General features: G+C 59.8%; 14 protein-coding genes and 5 pseudogenes. 9 read left to right on the forward strand and 10 right to left on the reverse strand.

What is annotated here, in order from left to right; translation table 11 throughout:
- Positions 1 to 32: 32 nt before the first annotated feature.
- On the reverse strand, positions 33 to 1220 hold the full coding sequence (locus tag H2O14_RS21605; protein ID WP_246697707.1) for an alkene reductase: 1188 nt from the start codon (positions 1218 to 1220) through the stop codon (positions 33 to 35).
- Between the two features lie 58 nt (positions 1221 to 1278).
- Here H2O14_RS21605 and H2O14_RS21610 point away from each other — a divergent pair, with 58 nt between their 5' ends.
- Positions 1279 to 2229 (forward strand): LysR substrate-binding domain-containing protein, encoded by a 951-nt coding sequence (locus H2O14_RS21610; protein ID WP_182829525.1) that lies wholly within the window; start codon positions 1279 to 1281, stop codon positions 2227 to 2229.
- A gap of 93 nt (positions 2230 to 2322) precedes the next feature.
- Here the strand turns inward: H2O14_RS21610 and H2O14_RS21615 are convergent.
- A pseudogene (locus H2O14_RS21615) lies at positions 2323 to 3288 on the reverse strand (aldo/keto reductase); the annotation flags it as partial.
- 128 nt (positions 3289 to 3416) lie between these two features.
- On the opposite strand from H2O14_RS21615, the gene H2O14_RS21620 reads away from it, so the two are divergent.
- The 6 genes and pseudogenes from H2O14_RS21620 (at position 3417) to H2O14_RS21645 (ending at position 9577) form a co-directional block, all read left to right on the forward strand.
- Complete coding sequence (locus H2O14_RS21620) at positions 3417 to 3920, forward strand: TetR/AcrR family transcriptional regulator (protein ID WP_182829527.1); 504 nt, start codon at positions 3417 to 3419, stop codon at positions 3918 to 3920.
- A 180-nt stretch (positions 3921 to 4100) separates the two neighbouring features.
- Positions 4101 to 4928, forward strand: a complete 828-nt coding sequence (locus H2O14_RS21625) for an oxidoreductase (protein ID WP_182829528.1) — start codon at positions 4101 to 4103, stop codon at positions 4926 to 4928.
- 66 nt (positions 4929 to 4994) lie between these two features.
- On the forward strand, positions 4995 to 5897 hold the full coding sequence (locus H2O14_RS21630; protein ID WP_182829529.1) for an AraC family transcriptional regulator: 903 nt from the start codon (positions 4995 to 4997) through the stop codon (positions 5895 to 5897).
- A gap of 614 nt (positions 5898 to 6511) precedes the next feature.
- Positions 6512 to 8078, forward strand: a pseudogene (gene istA, locus H2O14_RS21635) (IS21 family transposase).
- Positions 8011 to 8745 (forward strand): IS21-like element helper ATPase IstB, encoded by a 735-nt coding sequence (gene istB / locus H2O14_RS21640; RefSeq protein WP_182829531.1) that lies wholly within the window; start codon positions 8011 to 8013, stop codon positions 8743 to 8745. Before istA ends, istB begins: the two are co-directional and overlap by 68 nt.
- A gap of 25 nt (positions 8746 to 8770) precedes the next feature.
- Positions 8771 to 9577, forward strand: coding sequence for a hypothetical protein (locus tag H2O14_RS21645; RefSeq protein ID WP_246697708.1), 807 nt, complete (start codon positions 8771 to 8773; stop codon positions 9575 to 9577).
- A 44-nt stretch (positions 9578 to 9621) separates the two neighbouring features.
- Here H2O14_RS21645 and tnpC read toward each other — a convergent pair.
- The 3 genes and pseudogenes from tnpC to tnpA all read right to left on the reverse strand — a co-directional run bounded on the left by tnpC (position 9622) and on the right by tnpA (position 12059).
- Positions 9622 to 11177, reverse strand: a pseudogene (gene tnpC, locus H2O14_RS21650) (IS66 family transposase).
- Positions 11178 to 11267: 90 nt separating this feature from the next.
- Positions 11268 to 11620: pseudogene (tnpB, locus tag H2O14_RS29590) on the reverse strand (IS66 family insertion sequence element accessory protein TnpB).
- Positions 11601 to 12059: an IS66-like element accessory protein TnpA gene (gene tnpA, locus H2O14_RS21665; RefSeq protein WP_182829533.1), complete on the reverse strand. Its 459-nt coding sequence runs from the start codon at positions 12057 to 12059 to the stop codon at positions 11601 to 11603. Before tnpA ends, tnpB begins: the two are co-directional and overlap by 20 nt.
- 65 nt (positions 12060 to 12124) lie before the next feature.
- Between tnpA and H2O14_RS28580 the strand changes: the two genes are divergently transcribed.
- Positions 12125 to 12247 (forward strand): hypothetical protein, encoded by a 123-nt coding sequence (locus H2O14_RS28580; protein WP_281410041.1) that lies wholly within the window; start codon positions 12125 to 12127, stop codon positions 12245 to 12247.
- A gap of 161 nt (positions 12248 to 12408) precedes the next feature.
- Here the strand turns inward: H2O14_RS28580 and H2O14_RS21670 are convergent, their stop codons facing one another.
- The 4 genes and pseudogenes from H2O14_RS21670 to H2O14_RS21685 all read right to left on the reverse strand — a co-directional run bounded on the left by H2O14_RS21670 (position 12409) and on the right by H2O14_RS21685 (position 15067).
- On the reverse strand, positions 12409 to 12807 hold the full coding sequence (locus H2O14_RS21670) for a hypothetical protein (RefSeq protein ID WP_210275575.1): 399 nt from the start codon (positions 12805 to 12807) through the stop codon (positions 12409 to 12411).
- A gap of 106 nt (positions 12808 to 12913) precedes the next feature.
- Positions 12914 to 13446: pseudogene (locus H2O14_RS21675) on the reverse strand (dihydrofolate reductase family protein).
- 54 nt (positions 13447 to 13500) lie between these two features.
- Positions 13501 to 14421, reverse strand: coding sequence for a GNAT family N-acetyltransferase (locus H2O14_RS21680; RefSeq protein ID WP_182829535.1), 921 nt, complete (start codon positions 14419 to 14421; stop codon positions 13501 to 13503).
- A gap of 28 nt (positions 14422 to 14449) precedes the next feature.
- Positions 14450 to 15067: a CGNR zinc finger domain-containing protein gene (locus H2O14_RS21685; protein WP_182829536.1), complete on the reverse strand. Its 618-nt coding sequence runs from the start codon at positions 15065 to 15067 to the stop codon at positions 14450 to 14452.
- Between the two features lie 286 nt (positions 15068 to 15353).
- Here H2O14_RS21685 and H2O14_RS21690 point away from each other — a divergent pair, with 286 nt between their 5' ends.
- Entirely contained in the window at positions 15354 to 15971 is a 618-nt protein-coding gene (locus tag H2O14_RS21690; protein WP_312858689.1) for a DUF2066 domain-containing protein, read from the forward strand.
- Positions 15972 to 16356: 385 nt separating this feature from the next.
- On the opposite strand, the gene H2O14_RS21695 is transcribed toward H2O14_RS21690, so the two are convergent.
- The gene (locus H2O14_RS21695; protein WP_182829919.1) at positions 16357 to 17154 is read right to left on the reverse strand and encodes an NAD-dependent epimerase/dehydratase family protein; all 798 of its coding nucleotides are present in this window, start codon (positions 17152 to 17154) and stop codon (positions 16357 to 16359) included.
- Positions 17155 to 17272 lie beyond the last annotated feature (118 nt).

A 17272-nucleotide genomic window follows, 5' to 3' on the forward strand; every position in this document is an offset into this window, starting at 1 on the left:
CCCGTTTGTGGGGCAAATCCGAACGCTGGCTTTCAAGCGATGTGCGTTCGTGTTTCCGGGCGGTGCGGCGGGTAATCGACATATCCCTTCGCCCCGCCGGTGTAGTAGGTGGCCCGGTCGGGGGTGTTGAGCGGCCAATCGTTGCGCAATCGCGCGACAAGATCGGGATTGGCGATATAGGCCTGGCCAAAGCCTGCCATATCGATCACGCCATTGGTGATCAGCTCGTTTGCCCGTGCCCTGGTCATCCCGCCGTCAAGGAGGATGGCCGTCTCGGGCGCCACCGAGCGCCACTTGATGAGCAACTCCTTGATGGCATCGCTCGTCGGCTTTTGACCTACCGGCGTGTTGAAGAAGCCCGTCTGGTCCATCACATGGAAGTATGCGGTCCCGCGATCGCCCAGCGCCTTGCCGAGAGCGACATAGGTCTCCTCGGCGTCATCGAACAGCGGCACGGCCCCGATCGTACCATAGGGCGTCAGGCGAATGCCGACACGGTCCGAACCGATGGCCGATCCAACGGCGTCCACGACCTCCAGCGTGAAACGAAGGCGCCCTTCCATCGTCGCGGCAGAGTAGCAGTCCGTGCGGTCGTTGATGAGCGGATTGAGGAACTGGTCGAACAGATAGCCGTTGGCGGCATGCAGTTCGACACCATCGAACCCGGCGTCCATTGCGTTGCGCGCGGCTTGCACGAAATCATCGACGACGCGGGGTATTTCACTGGTTTCGAGCGCACGTGGCCTGGAGGATGGCACAAAACCGACATTGCCGGCGTCATCGCGGCCGAAGGCCATGGCTCCTTCCGCAGCACGATCGGTCGAACTGACGGGAGAGGCGCCATCTGCTTGGATCGATGTGTGCGATATGCGACCGACATGCCAGAGCTGGATGAACATCCGGCCCCCGACGGCGTGGACGGAATCCGTGACGAGTTTCCAGCCTGCAATCTGCTCTCTTGAGAATATGCCGGGATTGTAAAAGTACCCCTGACCTTCCCGCGAGATTGGAGAACCCTCCGAAATGATCAATCCCGCTGTTGCGCGCTGGGTATAATAGAGAGCCACCTGTTCGGTGGCCGCATCCTTGGGGCCGCGAGACCGGGTGAGCGGTGGCATGAAGATGCGGTTGGGAAGCTGCAGCCCCGCGAGGCTGAAGGGTGAAAACAAGTCTGTCGTGGGTGCCTGCCTTTGGATTTGGAACAGGCTCTTGACTATCAACTCCAGATCAATGAAGAAACTTTCTTAAATTCGTTTCACTGCGGAATATAATTCGTTCATGGTTCTGGCTGTCGAAAGCATAGGGGCGATGCAAGCCTTCGTTCAGGCCGCCGACAAGCGGAGCTTCAAGCTGGCTGGCCAGGTGGTTGGCCTCACCCCGTCTGCGGTGGGAAAGGCAATTCAGAAGCTGGAGGATCAACTCGGTGTTCGCCTGTTTCACCGCTCGACCCGGTCCGTCACCATTACCGACGAAGGGTTGATGTTTCTCGATCGATGCCGGCGTATCCTTGCCGAAGTGGAAGCTGCGCAAGCTGAACTCGCCAACGCTGGCGCGGCGCCGCAGGGACGGCTCAAGATTAGTCTGCCTGTTGAGCCGACATTGATCCTGCCCATCGTTGCGGAATTCAACGAAGCCTATCCCGATATTGAGCTTGATCTCGACATCAACGATCGCTTCGTCGATGTGATCGAAGAGGGCTTTGATGCCGTCATCCGATCAGGGGCTCCGAAAGACAGCCGCCTGCTTCATCGCAAGCTTGGGGAATTCGTCTGGCGGTTCGTTGCATCCCCCGACTATGTTGCAAGATGCGGCGCTCCGGCCGCCGTCAGTGAGCTGGTCAACCATCGTTGCCTTCGCCACCGCTATCCCGAAACCGGAAGACTTTTACCGTGGCCCGTTGAACCCGACTTGGAAACGGCTGGGGTGCCGGTCACCATCACCGCCAGCATGATGGGGCCGTTGCTGGAACTGGCTGTGCGTGGGCGCGGCATTGCCTTCCTCCCACATTTTGCCGTCGACCAACAGATTGCTTCCGGTTCACTGGTGGAGGTCCTGCCTGGTCAAAGCCAGAATTCCGGTTCTCTGCACCTGCTCTGGCCGGCAAGCCGCTATCCGCTTCCCAAGGTGCGGGTCTTTGTCGATTTCCTGACGACGCGCATGATGCGCGCCTTGGCGGAGCGGCGGACCGGGGACACCGGCAAGCAACGCTCCGACGGCGTCTGCCGGTGACGGGCCTCAGGTTGAGGGCGGCGAAAAGCCCGGTATCCGCGCCATGATACGCTGCAATTCGCGGTCATCCGAGATCCCTTGGAAGTCGTATCGCGGCGTATAGGGCGTCTCCAGAAGGCGCACCTCCTCGTCGGTGAGCGTGATGGCGAGTGATGCGATCGCATCGTCGATCTGGCTCGGCTTGCTGGCGCCGACAAGCGGAGCGGTCACCACCGGGTTGCGGCGCAACCATGCAAGCGCGATTTGCGCGCGCGAGACACCACGTCCTTCGGCGATCTGTCCAACGGCATCGACGATGGCGCTGTCGCTTTCGGCCGTCAACTGTGTGTAGAGCATGTCGGCGAAGGGGTCGCTGCCGGATCGCGCGGTGGCTTTCGCGCCGCTCCACGGACGGGCAAGGCGGCCACGCGCCAGCGGGCTCCAGACGATCGTCCCGATGCCTTCATCCCGGCACAGCGGCAGCATCTCGCGCTCCTCCTCGCGGGCGAGGAGATTGTAGTGATCCTGCATGGACACGAAGCGCGTCCAGCCGTTTGTCTTCTGCAGATGTAAAGCCTTCGAGAATTCCCAGGCATGCATAGAGGACGCGCCGAGATAACGGACCTTGCCGGCCTTCACGGTATCATGGAGCGCTTCCAACGTTTCTTCGAGCGACGTGTCGGGATCATTGCGATGGATCTGATAGAGGTCGACATAGTCGGTTCCGAGACGGCGTAGGCTGTGGTCGATCTCCGTCATGATGGCCTTGCGCGACAACCCCTTGCCGTTCGGGCCGGGACGCATCGGGTGACGCAGCTTGGTGGCGATGACGACATCGTCGCGGTTGGCGAAATCTTTCAAGGCCCGGCCAAGAATCTCCTCGCTCGATCCTTGTGAATACATGTTGGCGGTGTCGAAGAAATTGATGCCCTGCTCAATGGCATGCTTGATCAGGGGGCGGCTCTCCTCCTCAGGAAGCGACCAGACGGGATGACCGCGTTTGGGATCGCCATAGGTCATGGCGCCGATTGCAATGGGGGAAACGTCCAGACCTGTTTTGCCGAGCTTGATATAGTTCATGATGCCTCCTATGGTGGCCTTAGTGGAGAGTTCTCCGGTTTGACTATGAGTTAACGGAGAATTCTCCGCTTAGCAAGTGGGCCTGTAGCGAGTAGGATGGTTGCAAGGTGAGAGAACAAACTCGTTCGATGACGAGGGCCGATGCGCTGAAGAACCGGGAGCACATCCTGCAAATCGCACACGATGCCTTTGTGGAGTCGGGTGCGACGTCGCTCAATGAGATCGCCAAGCGCGCCGGTGTCGGTGCGGGTACGCTGTATCGGCATTTTCCAACCCGCGAAGCGCTTATTCTTGCGGTCTACCGCCATGACATTGAGCGACTGGTCACGTCGGTGCCTGAATTGCTCGCGCGACATACGGCCGTTCAGGCCTTCCGGCAGTGGTTTGCCACGCTCGCGGGCTACATCCGGGTGAAACATGGACTTGGCGATGCCCTGCACAGCCCGGCCGCGCAGGAGGCAATCCAGGGAACCTATGCTCCGGTCATTGCTGCGTTGGATGAGTTGATCCGGGCCTGTGTTGCCGAGGGCAGCATGCGTGAAGGCTTGCGGGCCGCCGATATTCTTCTGCTCATGGGATTTTACTGGCGCGCTCCAGCGGATGCGGAGGGCGCCAGCAGGCGGAGAGGCTGATGGAAGTTGTGCTGGATGGGTTGGCGCCGAAGAGGTGACGTCGCTGCCTCAGGCTGCTGATCGACAGGATCAGGCAAGAAATAGACAGGACCGTTTCTAGCCGGTGTGGGGCTTCGGTCATAGATTGCATCGAACGGGCGCCAGATGCGCCTCAGTCAGATCAACAGCGGAAGTTATTCTATGAGAACCTGGTTCATTACCGGCGCCAATCGTGGTCTCGGCCTGGAAATCGCACGTGCAGCACTTGAGGCTGGCGACACTGTCATTGCGACGGCGCGCAACCCGCAGCGGATCGTTGAGTCCTTGGATGCCTTTGCCGAAAGGCTCCACACGATCCCTCTCGATGTTACCGATCACGCAGCGGTCGATAAATCGGTCAATGCGGCGAAGGAGCGGTTCGGACGGATCGACGTTCTGGTCAACAATGCGGGCTACGGCCAGCTCGGCGCCTTCGAAGAAATCGCCCCGGAAACCGTGTCGCGGCAGTTCGCCACGAACGTCTTCGGCGTATTCGATATCACACGCGCCGTCCTTCCGATCATGCGGGCTCAGCGCTTCGGCCATATCATAACGATATCGTCGATTGCGGGTATGCAGGGATTTGAAGGCTCGTCGATCTATTGCGCCACTAAACATGCCGTATCCGGCTGGTCGGAAGGGCTCGCCCGCGAGGTGGCGCCGTTCGGCATCAAGGTGACATGCGTCTATCCCGGCCGTTTCCGCACCGACTTTCTTGATGGCAGTTCTGTTCGCTACGGCGATTTTGCAATCGAGGACTATGCGGCGGCCTCCGCCCGGCGTCGGCAGGCGCTCGATGCCGACAACCACCAGCAGATCGGCGACCCTCGGAAATTCGCCGCAGCAATGCTTGCGCTGGTCAAGACGCAGAACCCGCCCGTTTGGCTCGCGACAGGCTCGGATGCCCATGCGGTTTTCGGCAATAAATCCGCAGCACTTACCGAAAATCTAGAACACTGGAAGGATCTGGTTCTGTCAACGGACTTCTAAGCGGCGGTCCGAGAGGCTAGGGTAGCGAGGGCGCTGAGGTGGGTCATTCTGCAAACGAAGGCCGTCATGGCAATAGAGGAGATGGAATTCGCGCGTCGTCGGATGCGCGAACGCGTCGAAATGCGCCTTCCCAACGAAGGTTCCCTCGCCACTGCCATTCCCGGCCTCTCCCTGTATCGGCGCGCGTGCCCGATGGCGCCCGACTCCTCCCTCTATGAGCCGTCCTTCGCGTTCATCATCAGCGGTGCAAAGCGTGTCATTCTGGGAGGTGAGACCTATCTCTACGATCAGGACCATTTCCTGCTGACGGCGGTTGGCCTGCCGACCATTGTTCAGGTGCTCGACGCGAGCATTACGGCCCCTTATGTGTCGTTCAAACTGGACATTGACCTCGACCTCGCGCGAGAGTTGATCGCCGAAGTCGATCAGCACGGAGGGTTTACGGAAGGAAGGGGCCCGGGAATCGCAATCGGACCCGTAACGCCGGAACTGACGAGTGCTGCGATGCGGCTGCTCGACCTTCTGGATCGGCCCGCTGAGATACCCATACTGGCGAGGTCGATCCAGAGGGAAATCCTGTACCGCGTCATGACGGGGCCGGTCGGCAGCCGGTTGCGGCATTCTGTTCAGGTCGGCACCCAAACAAATCGGGTTTCGACCGCGATCCGTTGGCTGCGCGATCACTTCGATCAGCCCGTCCGCATTGAAACCCTGGCGGATATTGCAGGCATGGGCGAATCCACCTTGCACCATCACTTCCGCGCTCTGACGGCGATGAGCCCGCTGCAATACCAGAAGCATTTACGCCTTCATGAGGCGCGCAGGATAATGATTGCCGATCGCGTCGACGCGAGCAGCGCAGCCCTTCGCGTCGGCTATGAAAGCGTCACGCAGTTCAATCGCGAGTATCGACGGCTTTTTGGCACGCCGCCAAAGACCGACGTGAGGACTATCCTTGCGCTCGGATAATTCGAATAGCTCCGATTATCTCAAGCTTGTCCGGGACGTATGCCTACAAATGCCGGCAAATACTATTCTCGTAATTCTCCAGGACCATCTAGGACGGGGCTGAAGGTTCAGATCTCTTCAAGGCGAGGCTATGGCCGCTATGCGCCTTCATCTAGGTCATCAACATGTTGATAACCCGCGCCCGAAAGCAGACATTGCCGTGCAGAGCATCACCTGACCAGCTTGTCAGGCGCTATGGCCTCAGCCGACGATCGTCTACACGAGATCCGCGAGCGCCAGAGCCTGCCGCTTGACAAAATATACATCCGGAAAAACTGACGACGGGTCGGATTGTGGGAAGTTCCAGTCCGCTAAGGGGGGTACCATTCCCGGTTTTGACGTTCAGCTTGAACCTTCACTCAGATGTCGCGACCAAGTTATGAAGGCTATAAAAGCTGCCGGGATGCTCCCGGCGATCGTGAAAGAAGTCGTTTCGAAGGCGACCGAGACAAATGTCTCCATGCTGTGTTTCGGCGTGGAATATTGACCCCTCTGGCGGGGTGACCGGCGTCCAATTTTGACCCCTCTCAGGATTCGTCTGACCATCCGTCTTTTGACGGCGGATGGAGAGGGAGTTGAAGCGAGTGGATACGATTGCGCGTGTTCGCCGGGCCTTCCATGTGCAGGGCTGGTCGGTGAAGAAGATCGTCCGGGAACTGCATGTGTCGCGCAACACAGTCCGCAAGATATTGCGTTCCGATGAGACCGATTTCTCTTACGAGCGCGAACGGCAACCACTGCCGAAGACAGGAGCCTGGAAGGCCGAGATCGAGCGGTTTCTCGCGACGAACGAGAGCAAGCCATCGCGCGAACGGCTGACGCTGATCCGGATTTACGAGGAACTGCGGGCGCTCGGCTATGACGGCAGCTACGATGCGATCCGCCGTTACGCCAAGACCTGGTCGAAGAACCGGGGAGCAGCGACGGCGGAAGCCTATGTGCCGCTCTACTATGCTCCCGGCGAGGCCTACCAGTTCGACTGGAGCCATGAGATCGTGCTGATCAATGGGGTGACGACGACCGTCAAGGTCGCCCATGTCCGGCTCTGCCACAGCCGGATGATGTTTGCGCGAGCCTACATGCGCGAGAGCCAGGAGATGGTGTTCGACGCCCATGACAAGGCCTTCGCCTTCTTCCGTGGCACCTGCACGCGTGGCATCTACGACAATATGAAGACGGCGGTGGACGCAGTCTTCGTCGGCAAGGAGCGGCTCTACAATCGCCGTTTCCTGCAGATGTGCAGCCACTACCTCGTTCATCCCGTCGCCTGCACGCCCGCCTCCGGCTGGGAGAAGGGCCAGGTCGAGAACCAGGTCGGTCTCGTGCGCGAACGCTTCTTCACGCCGCGTCTGAGGGTCAAGAGCCTCGAGGAATTGAACGTCTGGCTGCTCGACAAATGCGCGGCCTATGCCAAGGCCCACAGCCATCCGGAGCAGACCGACCAGACGATCTGGCAGATGTTCGAAGCCGAACGCGGCGGCCTCGTGCACTATGTCGGTCCGTTCGATGGCTTCCATTGCGTGCCGGCTTCGGTGTCGAAGACCTGCACGGTCCGCTTCGACAACAACAAATACTCGGTCCTGTCGACCGCCGTCGGCCGCCCTGTCGAAGTCCATGCCTATGCCGACCGGATCGTCGTCAAGCAAGATGGTGCCGTCGTCGCTGAGCACCGCCGCAGCTTCGGCCGGGGCGACACCGTCTATGATCCTTGGCACTATGTCCCTGTCCTGGCACGCAAACCCGGCGCTTTGCGCAACGGCGCTCCGTTCCGTGAATGGGTGCTGCCCGCCGCTATGGAGAAGGTCCGCAAAGGACTGAAGAGTGCCGACGACGGCGACCGACAGATGGTCACCATTCTCGGATGCGTTCCCTCAGACGGTCTCACGGCCGTGGAAGCAGCCTGTCAGGAGGCACTCGATCACGGCGTCTGCTCGGCTTCGGTGATCGTCAACATCCTGGCTCGGCGTCGCGATCCGGCTCCAGCCGCAATCCTGCAAACACCGGATGCGCTGCGGCTCACCCATGAGCCGGTCGCCGATTGCGCACGCTATGACAGCCTCAGGAGGGCAAGCTGATGGAACGCACGCAGGTTCTCGATCTGATGAGCACCTTGAAGCTCTATGGCATGCGCAGCGCCTATGACGAGGTCATGGGCAACGGCATCAAACGGCAGCACGAACCGCCGCGCATCGTCGGTGATCTCCTGCAATCCGAGATCGCCGAGAAGCAGGCACGGTCGATCCGCTACCAGCTCAGCATCGCCAAACTACCGCTCGCCAAGGACATCGACGACTTCGAGTTCACCAACACGCCGGTCAACGAGGGTCTTGTCCGCGAACTCGCCGCCGGCACCTTCGTCGCCAATCAGCACAATGTCGTCCTTGTCGGCGGCACCGGAACGGGAAAGAGCCATCTTGCCATCGCCATTGCCCGGGCACTCATCCGCAACGGCACACGCGGCCGCTTCTTCAACGTCGTCGATCTCGTCAATCGGCTGGAAGTGGAGGCACGGAGCGGCAAGCAGGGACGCACAGCCGACTATCTCACCCGCCTCGACTTCATCATCCTCGATGAGCTCGGCTACCTGCCATTCGCCCAGTCCGGAGGGCAATTGCTGTTCCACCTGATCAGCAGGCTCTACGAGCGCACCTCGATCATCGTCACCACAAACCTGGCGTTCGGTGAATGGCCGTCCGTCTTCGGCGACGCCAAGATGACGACCGCACTGCTGGACCGGCTCACTCATCACTGCGAGATCATCGAGACCGGAAACGAATCCTGGCGCTTCAAGAACCGCTCGCAAAGCTAAAGCCGATAACCCCAACCATCCGCACTTGGCCCGCCCTCTGCAACCCCGGCCAGCGCCGGGCAGGCCAAGCGCTCGCCGCCAACAAGGGGGTCAAGATTGGACGCCGATAGGGGGTCAGTTTTGCGCGCCGATTGACAGGATTCACGACAACAACCATTTTCAGGGAGTCTATTCATGCCAACACCCCCATTCCGCGCCGATCACGTCGGCAGCCTCCTGCGTCGACGCAGATCCCGCCGATGTTCGCCCACCGGAATACATGGATCCGGACCTGCTCTTCACGGACATTGCCCGAACCTACAAGCAAGCGGTTGCAGCCTACTACGCCGCAGGCTGCCGCTATCTGCAGCTCGACGACATCTTCTTCGCCTATCTCGGAGATCCCAAGCAGCGCGAACAGCGCAGGGCAATGGGCCAGGATCCCGACTGGCTGATCGATCGTTATGCCTGGATGCTGGAGGAAGCGATCAAGGATCGCCCTGAAAACATGGTGATCGGCATGCACATGTGCCGGGGCAATTTCCGCTCCACGCATGCCGCTTCCGGCGGATATGATGCGGCAGCTGACGCCATCTTCAACACGACCAGCGTCGATGTCTATTTCATGGAATATGACACGGATCGCGCTGGCGGCCTGGAGCCGCTGAAGCTTCTGCCGAAGGGCAGGAAACGGATCATGGCTGGCTTCATAACCACCAAGACAGGCGGAGTTGGAAAGTCTGGATTCACTGCGCCGGCATTGCAACGATGCGTCAAAATTTGTCGATATGGATCAGCTCGGCAGCGCCCCGCAATGCGGTTTCGCGTAAGCGCTCATTTCCATGCGCGTTGACGCGGCCCGTTTGACCAGGGTGTCTGTCGGTTGGTCGCCTGGGATCAGGCAGCGGCGGCCTTGTTGAAGTTGAAGGGCAGCAGATCGCTGACGTCGGCGTTGTCGCCGCGCTGAGATAGTTCCGTGAGGACGTGGCGCAGGTAGGCCAAGGGTTCGATACCGCAGGCTCGGCAGGTCAGCATCAGGCTGTAGACTACGGCACTGGCCCTTGCTCCGTCCATCGTGTCGCTGAACAACCAGGATTTTCTTCCAGTGGCAAAAATCCTGATGTCGCGCTCGAGGAGATTGTTGTCGATCGGCATCCTGCCGTCTTCGGTGTAGCGCGTCAGATACTCCCACTGGTTCAGGGTGTAGGACACGGCATCGCCAAGATTGGTGTCCGGCACGACCTTCGGCGCGATGTTGTCAAGCCATGCCTTGAGAGCGGTCAGGATGGGAACGCTGTGCTGCTGGCGGAAACGGCGAATGCATTGATCTGGAGTTTCGCCCTTGTCCGGCTTTTCGTTTCGCGCCTGGCCTTCAATCCGATAGAGCTGCTCGAAGAACTTCAGCGCCTGCTCCGGTGGGCCGCCGCCTTTCTTCCTTGTCTTCAGGGCCTCGACGAAGCGACGCCGTGAATGGGCCATGCATCCCAGATGGGTCGCTCTCTCCAGGGTGCGCCATGCGCTGTAGCCGTCGCTCATCAGGATGCCGCGGTAATCGCCGAGGAAGGTCTGCGGGTGTATCTGCCGCGGCCTGGCTGATAATCGAGCAGCACGATCGGCTCATTGCTGTCCTCTCCGCTCCGATAGGCCCACATGAAGGATGTGCTGGTGGCCTCGCGATCCTTTTCCTTCAGCACCTGGACCGTCGTCTCGTCGCCAAGGATGAGCGGCTGCGATCTGAGCCGCAGCTTCAGTGCGTCATAGATGCGGGAGAGGTGCCTTTCGCTCGAGCCGATCACCCAATGCCCCAGAGCGCCGCGGCTGATGGGAACGCCAGCGCGCCCGAACGCCTGGGCCAGGCGGTAAAGCGGCGTGCCGTCGACATATTTGTGGACGAGCGCGAAGGCCAGCGTCGAGGCCGTGGCGATGCTGCCCGGCAAGGGCTGCGCGGGCATCGGCGCGATGACGACAGGCGTGTTGATGCCGGTCCGGTCGCAATGACGGCAGGTATATTTGAACCGCACATTCTGCAGGACCTTGGCCTTCACCTCGATATGGAGCTGCTCGGTAACGGCCTCACCCATGCGATGCATTTGGCGGCGGCAGCAAGGGCAGGTCTTCTGGTCGTCGGCAAGATCATACTCGACGCGCTCGCGCGGCAGGTGTTCCGGCAATGGCTTGCGGCCGCGCTTCTTTCCCGGACCGCTTTCGGCGGGTGGCAAACCGGTGTCCGGCAGGTCGATCACCTTGCCATCCTCGCGGTCGCCGTCGTCTTCATCGACAACCTGTTCGGCTTCATTGAAGAGGCGATCGATGTGCTTTTCGCTCTTGGGCGCAAAACGATGGAGCCGCGCCAGCGTCAACTCTTCCTCGAGCTTGACCACGCGGGCGCTGAGCGCTTCCTTCTCGGCTTTCAGCGCGGCGATTTCGGCAGCATTGGCCGTCAATTGCGCCATCAGTTCCGCAATGCTGGGTTCGCCGGGTCAGATCATCAGATCCTTGAATCTGAGCCGCGCCGGCGCGTCAACAGAAGACGTCGGGAGCCGTCAGCCGGTGATCTGGTATTGTCGCATCGGATGACGCACCATCGCATCGATATCGATGCAGTCGAGAATCCAATGGAGCTGCTCGGTCGAAAGCGCCACCACCGCAGTCTCCCGGCGCGGCCATCGGAACCTGTCTTCCGTCAGTCGCTTCAGGACCATCACAAAACCCGACCGATCGAAGAACAGCAACTTCATCCGGTCGCGGCGGCGATTGCAAAGGCAAAGACCGCAGGCGCAAACGGGTCGAGCGCCATCGTCTCCTGCACCAGGACAGCAAGGCTGTTGATGCCCGCGCGAAAGTCGATCGGCTCGCCGTGCAGGTAGACTTTCAGCTCAGCGCCCAGTCTGAACATGAGCCAACGCTCCGATGATCGCCGTCAAGGCATCTGAATCACCGCACTCCAGTGTCAGCTTCACACCGTTCGGCAGCACCGCGCTGATCTTGGACGAGCCTGCCAGAGGGGCCGTCTTCTCTCGTGATGCCGGTTGATCTCCACCGCATGCGATCGGCAGACCGAGCGAGCAGGGCCCCACAGGCGAGCGGTAGTCGGCTGCGACGACGGGGATGAACGCCGATTTTGCAGATGCGCCCGACAAGCCAGCCTCCCTGGCATCTTTGACCCACTTGCGCAAAAGGTTGGCGTTGACACCATGCGAAAGCGCAAGGCCCGATATCGACACGCCAGGCTCAAGGCAAGCCGCCAACAGCCGCGCCTTTGATTCCGGATCGTAGCGGCGGCGACCGTCGCGCCCCACACACCGCACACGCAGCTTCTGATCATCATCACTCATATTTGGTGTCCACCTATTTTAAGTGGACATCTTCATGCCGCAGAGGCATCACCGAGAAAAGGCGCATGGAAATGAGCGCTTACGGTTTCGCCTCGACCGAACACGGCAATTCGATTACCGAGGACGATCAGAAGCGGAAGCTGGAATTGGTCATGCAGACGGCGCAGGCGATCTGGGGCGAAGCCTGACTCTGGGGACCGGCCGCTCTTGCAGGAATGACGGGGCAGCAATCCGCGTCTGAGGGACATCAGCATTGCCATTGCCCCTGTCCGAATCTGCTATGATTGCTGATAAAATCCATCAAAGCGCCTCGACCCTCTGACGGCATCAGACACTTTCTATCCGCAAGTTAATTTGGGCCTTGAAAGCAGACGCCCTTTTCACCCGGAAACAGTTCAGGAAACACGCCGATAGCGAAGTCCCGCGCGAGCTTGTCGACGCGGACATAGGCGACCGCGTTGCATTCCTGAAAGTTATCGGTTGTCGCCGCGACATATTTGCCGGCAGCAAGCGCTTGCACGGTCTTGTATTGCGGGTCGGTTGCGACGACCTGCCCGGAATCGAGCCAATAGAGGAAGACGAAGCTTGTGTTCTGCAGGCGGCCAAGTGCCTCCTCCATGTCATAAGGGCGTCCGTTGGGCTGGTCGTTGTTCTCCGCGAGAGAGTTCTTGTAGCCCATCAGCGAGAGGATCTGTCCATTGAGCGTCTTGTCGGAGTCGAACTCGATTTTCGGAAGCGGCCAAATCATCCCGCAGAATCAGACGTCCCAAACTTCCATGACTGCGTTAAAAGGACCGTCTTCGATCTGACTCGACCGGTCGCAGGAGTGCTAATCAGGTCTACGGACTATTCAGTCACGGCACATAGGTCAGCCTTACAACGTCGCCGTCGAAGCGCTGCGTTTCGACGAGCCGAAGCAGCGGTACGGGCGCGGCAAAGAACGGCGTCCCATGTCCGAGTACGACGGCATGGAGATAGATGCGATATTCATCGATCAATCCCCAATCGCTCATGCTGCGGGCGAGCTCAGGCCCCCGACTTCGATTTCGCCATCAACCTCGGTTTTGATGCGCCGGATCTCGGCTTGGACATCGGCCCCTAGAAGTGTCGCGTTTGGTCCGACGGTCTCGAGCGTCCGGGATACGACCCATTTCGGGTTCTTGCGCCAGGCGCGTGCGAACGCATGCATGTCTTCCGTCCAGTCTGGCTGGTCGCTGTCCCAGTAGCGCATGCTCTCATAGAGACGGCGACCATAGAGACTTCCTGACAGCTTCTCCGTCTGGTCGATGAATTGCCGAAACAGCTCCGGGCTGGGCGCCGAGGGGAAGCGTTGATGATCGATATAGCCGTCGAGCGACTGGTTCATTCCGAATACGAATTTGGCCATTGGAGATCCCTTTCGCATAAGAGCCTGTGCTAAAATCGCCAGCCCGGTTTATCGTCAGATCCACTTTCGAAGTTCAAGCCGGACGGTGCGTGCGCTCAGCCCGAGCTTGTCGTTGATGCGCAGCGCGGCGGCATTGTCCTCGCGGTTGTCGATCGATACGCGTCGGCAGCCGGCCAGCGACGCCTTTCGGATCAGTTCCTGCATCAGAGCCTGCCCGATGTTGCGGCCGCGGAATGCCGGCGTCACCCCGACGAAATAGAGATAGGCGTCGCTTGCATGCTGATGCATGACGCCGACGCCGACCGGGTCGCCCTCACAGAGAGCGAGGATGATCCAGTCGGGGCGGACGTTCGCGCTTCGCCTGAAGATTTCATCGATCCTGTCTATCGTCCAAGGCGGCATGTCCTGCAGATCCGGGGTCTCCGACAGCCTGTTCTGCAGGAACTGGAAGAGCAGCTCCCAGTCGAGGCCACTGCCGGAGAAATCTACCAGGCTGATGCCGACCGGCGGCATGGTCGGGGGTGGACGATTGGGCTCTTCCAAGTCCAGGCAGCTTTCCCGGCGGCGGACAGCCACTTCAAACCCCCGCCGGCGAAGCCACCCCACGGCCTCTTCATTCCCGTGATCTTGCTCGCAATAGATTCCGAGGAAGCCATTTGCGACAACCTGTCTTTCCAGCGCCGAAAGCAATTTTCCGCCCAAGCCGATCTTGCGGTGTCTTTCGTCGACGATGAGGTCGAGGCGAAGAAATTCCTTGGCGACGTATGGCGAAGAACTCAGCTGTCCGATCGCAACGACAGTGTCGCCAAGACGCAGAACAAGCCGTGACTGGACGTCCTGTGGTGACCGCGAACCCTCTCGTTCCAGAAACGCCTCGACCCCCAGCGGGTTTCTTCTCACGATGTTCAGAAGAGCGACCCACGCATGCGCGTCGCTCGGTCTATAAGCGTCAATGACGCCGCGGCCGCCTTGCATTTCGATCTCCTCCCGTCGGGTGCAAAGCTCAACTCGCCTTTCCGGCCGGCTCGCAGGTGAAGGCTTGTGCTGCCCGCTTGAGCCGCTCTCGATGGCCGCGGACCTTGGCTCGATTGCCACAACTGTCCATCGAGCACCAACGCCGCGGCTTGGTTCGACTTGAATCGATGAAATATCCGCCGCAGGGATCTCCCTCACAGCGTCCGATCCTGCGTCCGGCGGGGATCATCGCCAGGCTCGCGACAGCGATGCCGATGCGGACCAAGGGCAGCTCCAGGAAATCTGCAGTCATATGGTTGCCGTCTTGCTCAACCCGCAGCAGGCTCTCGGAGATCGCAAAAATCGGAGCGAGTTCGCGACGAAGCACATCACTCTCCATGGGGCTGCCGGGATTGCCGCCGGCGTTCAGATCCAGTGAGCTGCGCCATGTTGCTCGGAGATTGATCGCCTGCCGATGAACTTCATCAGCTCTGTCAGGGGAGGCGGATGCGCAGTTGAGCAGGTCTTGGCATGCCCCCGCCGACAGCAGCGCTGCAGGCACAGACCATTCCACCAATGCGCGATAGTCAGGCAGGAAGTCGACCTCGCGGTCTTCGCGCCAGTGCAACGTGTTGACGAAATCGAGGGCCGGATCGCCGGCCAACATGCGTATCCGCCCGATCGAGGAATGATAGGCCGGCGTCTCAGGTGTTGCTGTTTTTTTATCTCTCATGTAACTATATAAACAGTTACAGGCTCTTTCTGCAAGGTCGGCTCGTCATGCGGCGTTACAAACTTGCGCTCTGCCTCTTCGCTTTCTTCCTCGGCGCTTCATCTGAAGCCCGGGCAAAGGAGCTCGGCTCGCTCTACGTCTCACAGGCGATCGTGACCGGGCAGGGGAGGCCAACAGGGAGTTCGGCTTTCGGGATTGCCTCGAAAGGGTTTTGGTTCGTGTGTCCGGTGATCAGCGTCTGGTCGCCCATCCGCGACTGGCTGACCTTCGACAACGAGCCGCCTCCTTCATCAGCGGGTTCAGCTATCGGGATCGACTGGCGGGAAAACCTATTCACGACGAGCAGGGGACTTACGATCGACCGCACGATCTCACCTGCCATTATGATCCCGTCGTTGTCGATCACCTGCTGGCTGACCTTGGCGCCCGGCCATGGCTGGCCCCGAGGCCGACCCTCATGGTGTTCTTGGAGGTGAAGCGCAATGGTCAGGACTACTGGATCGACACAGTCGCAGCGCGTGACGAGGCTATGCGGCAAGCCTTTCAACAGGCCGCCTCGCCAATGGCGATGAGCGTCGTCTTCTCGTCTCCAGCCGACGCAGACACCGTTCCCGATGACATTGTGTCGAGCAGGGACCGCGAAGCTCCCGGAGCCTCTCTTCCCATCTCGGGGACGCTGGTCTGGAGCGATTCCGATCTCGGCTGGGTCGCGACCTGGCGCTTCCGCCATGACGGCAGGCGCTATCAGTGGCAGGTGAAAGGTGTCAATTTCGACGAGGCTTTTCGTGTCGCTATCCGCGGCGCCGTGCAGATCCTGTCCAGCAACGGGGTGCCCTAACCCTTAAGGCGCTTCAGGCTCCTCATACTTTGAGCGGTACCGATCTTGCGGCGACGTCAAGCCCTTAAGGAACTTGAGGGGATCTAGGGTCCCCAGCATGTGCTCCACTCCGCTTTCAATATGCGAAGTGAATCAGCAATTTGACCAGTAGGCAACACCTGAATTTTTCGCCAGAAACTGCCCATAGCGATCATCATCCACTTTGGGGGACAATCATGAGGCGGATCACCTCACAGTGAATCCAATCTGTGTTTGTAAGGTCGGTATTCTCGGATGATCCTCATTGACTTTTAGAGGCGCAACTTAGTGGCAGAATCTGATAAGTCGCGGCACCGCAAAGCATTCGAGGCGGCTATTTGCTCTGAGAAAGGATCTTATGCCTCCTTCAGCTCTCCTGATGGATCGGCTCCCGCACGAAGTGGCCTCCCTGATAAAGGGAGGCGGCGTCGTCAGCGGGCGGAGTTGGCATGGCGGCGTCAAGCTCGGCGCGATAGTCCTCTGCATTGTCTTTTGGCCGCCAGCCGAGATAGGCGGCGGCGCTGTTGTCCCACCAGCTCCGATCATTGTTGGAAGAACCCCAAATGATAGGGCAGCCGAGACGGGGCGCGGTAAAGACTCGCTCGATCAAGGACTGAAAATCGCCATAGGACATCCATGTGGCCAGCATGCGATGGTTTCTAGGCTTCTCAAAGCAACTGCCAATACGGACAAGCGCAGTTTCCTGGCCAAATTTTTCGAAATACATCGTCGCCAACGCCTCGCCAAAACATTTCGAGACGCCGTAGAGCCCATCAGGCCGCATCGGATCGGTCGTCGTCAAATATTGATCCTGGCGATAATAGCCGATCGTGTGATTAGAGCTCGCAAACAGGATGCGCGGACGGCCATGCGCCCGCGCGGCCTCGTAAAGATTGTAAACGCCCGCGATATTGGCGTTGAGGATCTTCGAAAATCTATCTTCCACTGACACGCCGCCCAAGTGAAGAATGCCGTCGCATCCCTCCACCAGGCGCATGACGCTCGCCGCATCGCCCAGGTCGCAAGGCATAAGCTCCTCGTTTGCTTCCGCTGCGCCAAGATCGGCGATGTCCGACAACCGCAGACGCTCGGCCAGGCCGCCCAACCGGCTGCGCATTGCATGTCCCAGTCCGCCGGCGGCGCCGGTGATCAGCAATCTTTTCAACATATTTCCTCCAATATAGGCGTTGATACGCCAGCCTTGCCGCTACTTATCATACAGGTTGCTGGATTTGCGTCAACAAGTGGGCTATAACCGCAAGAGACATTCATATTGGCGGCGA

Origin of the sequence: Rhizobium sp. G21 (assembly GCF_014158035.1) — a bacterium.
Classification (GTDB): domain Bacteria; phylum Pseudomonadota; class Alphaproteobacteria; order Rhizobiales; family Rhizobiaceae; genus Rhizobium_E.

Excerpts from the sequence above, each read along its gene's own strand:
- H2O14_RS21685 (WP_182829536.1), bottom strand. The coding sequence starts at position 15,067 with ATGTTGGCCGGCGATCCGGCCCTCGATTTCGTCAACACGTTGCACTGG.
- tnpA (WP_182829533.1), bottom strand. The coding sequence starts at position 12,059 with ATGAGTGATGATGATCAGAAGCTGCGTGTGCGGTGTGTGGGGCGCGAC.
- H2O14_RS21670 (WP_210275575.1), bottom strand. The coding sequence starts at position 12,807 with ATGATTTGGCCGCTTCCGAAAATCGAGTTCGACTCCGACAAGACGCTC.
- H2O14_RS21625 (WP_182829528.1), top strand. The coding sequence starts at position 4,101 with ATGAGAACCTGGTTCATTACCGGCGCCAATCGTGGTCTCGGCCTGGAA.
- H2O14_RS21630 (WP_182829529.1), top strand. The coding sequence starts at position 4,995 with ATGGCAATAGAGGAGATGGAATTCGCGCGTCGTCGGATGCGCGAACGC.
- H2O14_RS28580 (WP_281410041.1), top strand. The coding sequence starts at position 12,125 with ATGGAAATGAGCGCTTACGGTTTCGCCTCGACCGAACACGGCAATTCG.
- H2O14_RS21610 (WP_182829525.1), top strand. The coding sequence starts at position 1,279 with ATGGTTCTGGCTGTCGAAAGCATAGGGGCGATGCAAGCCTTCGTTCAG.
- H2O14_RS21680 (WP_182829535.1), bottom strand. The coding sequence starts at position 14,421 with ATGCAAGGCGGCCGCGGCGTCATTGACGCTTATAGACCGAGCGACGCG.
- istB (WP_182829531.1), top strand. The coding sequence starts at position 8,011 with ATGGAACGCACGCAGGTTCTCGATCTGATGAGCACCTTGAAGCTCTAT.
- H2O14_RS21620 (WP_182829527.1), top strand. The coding sequence starts at position 3,417 with ATGACGAGGGCCGATGCGCTGAAGAACCGGGAGCACATCCTGCAAATC.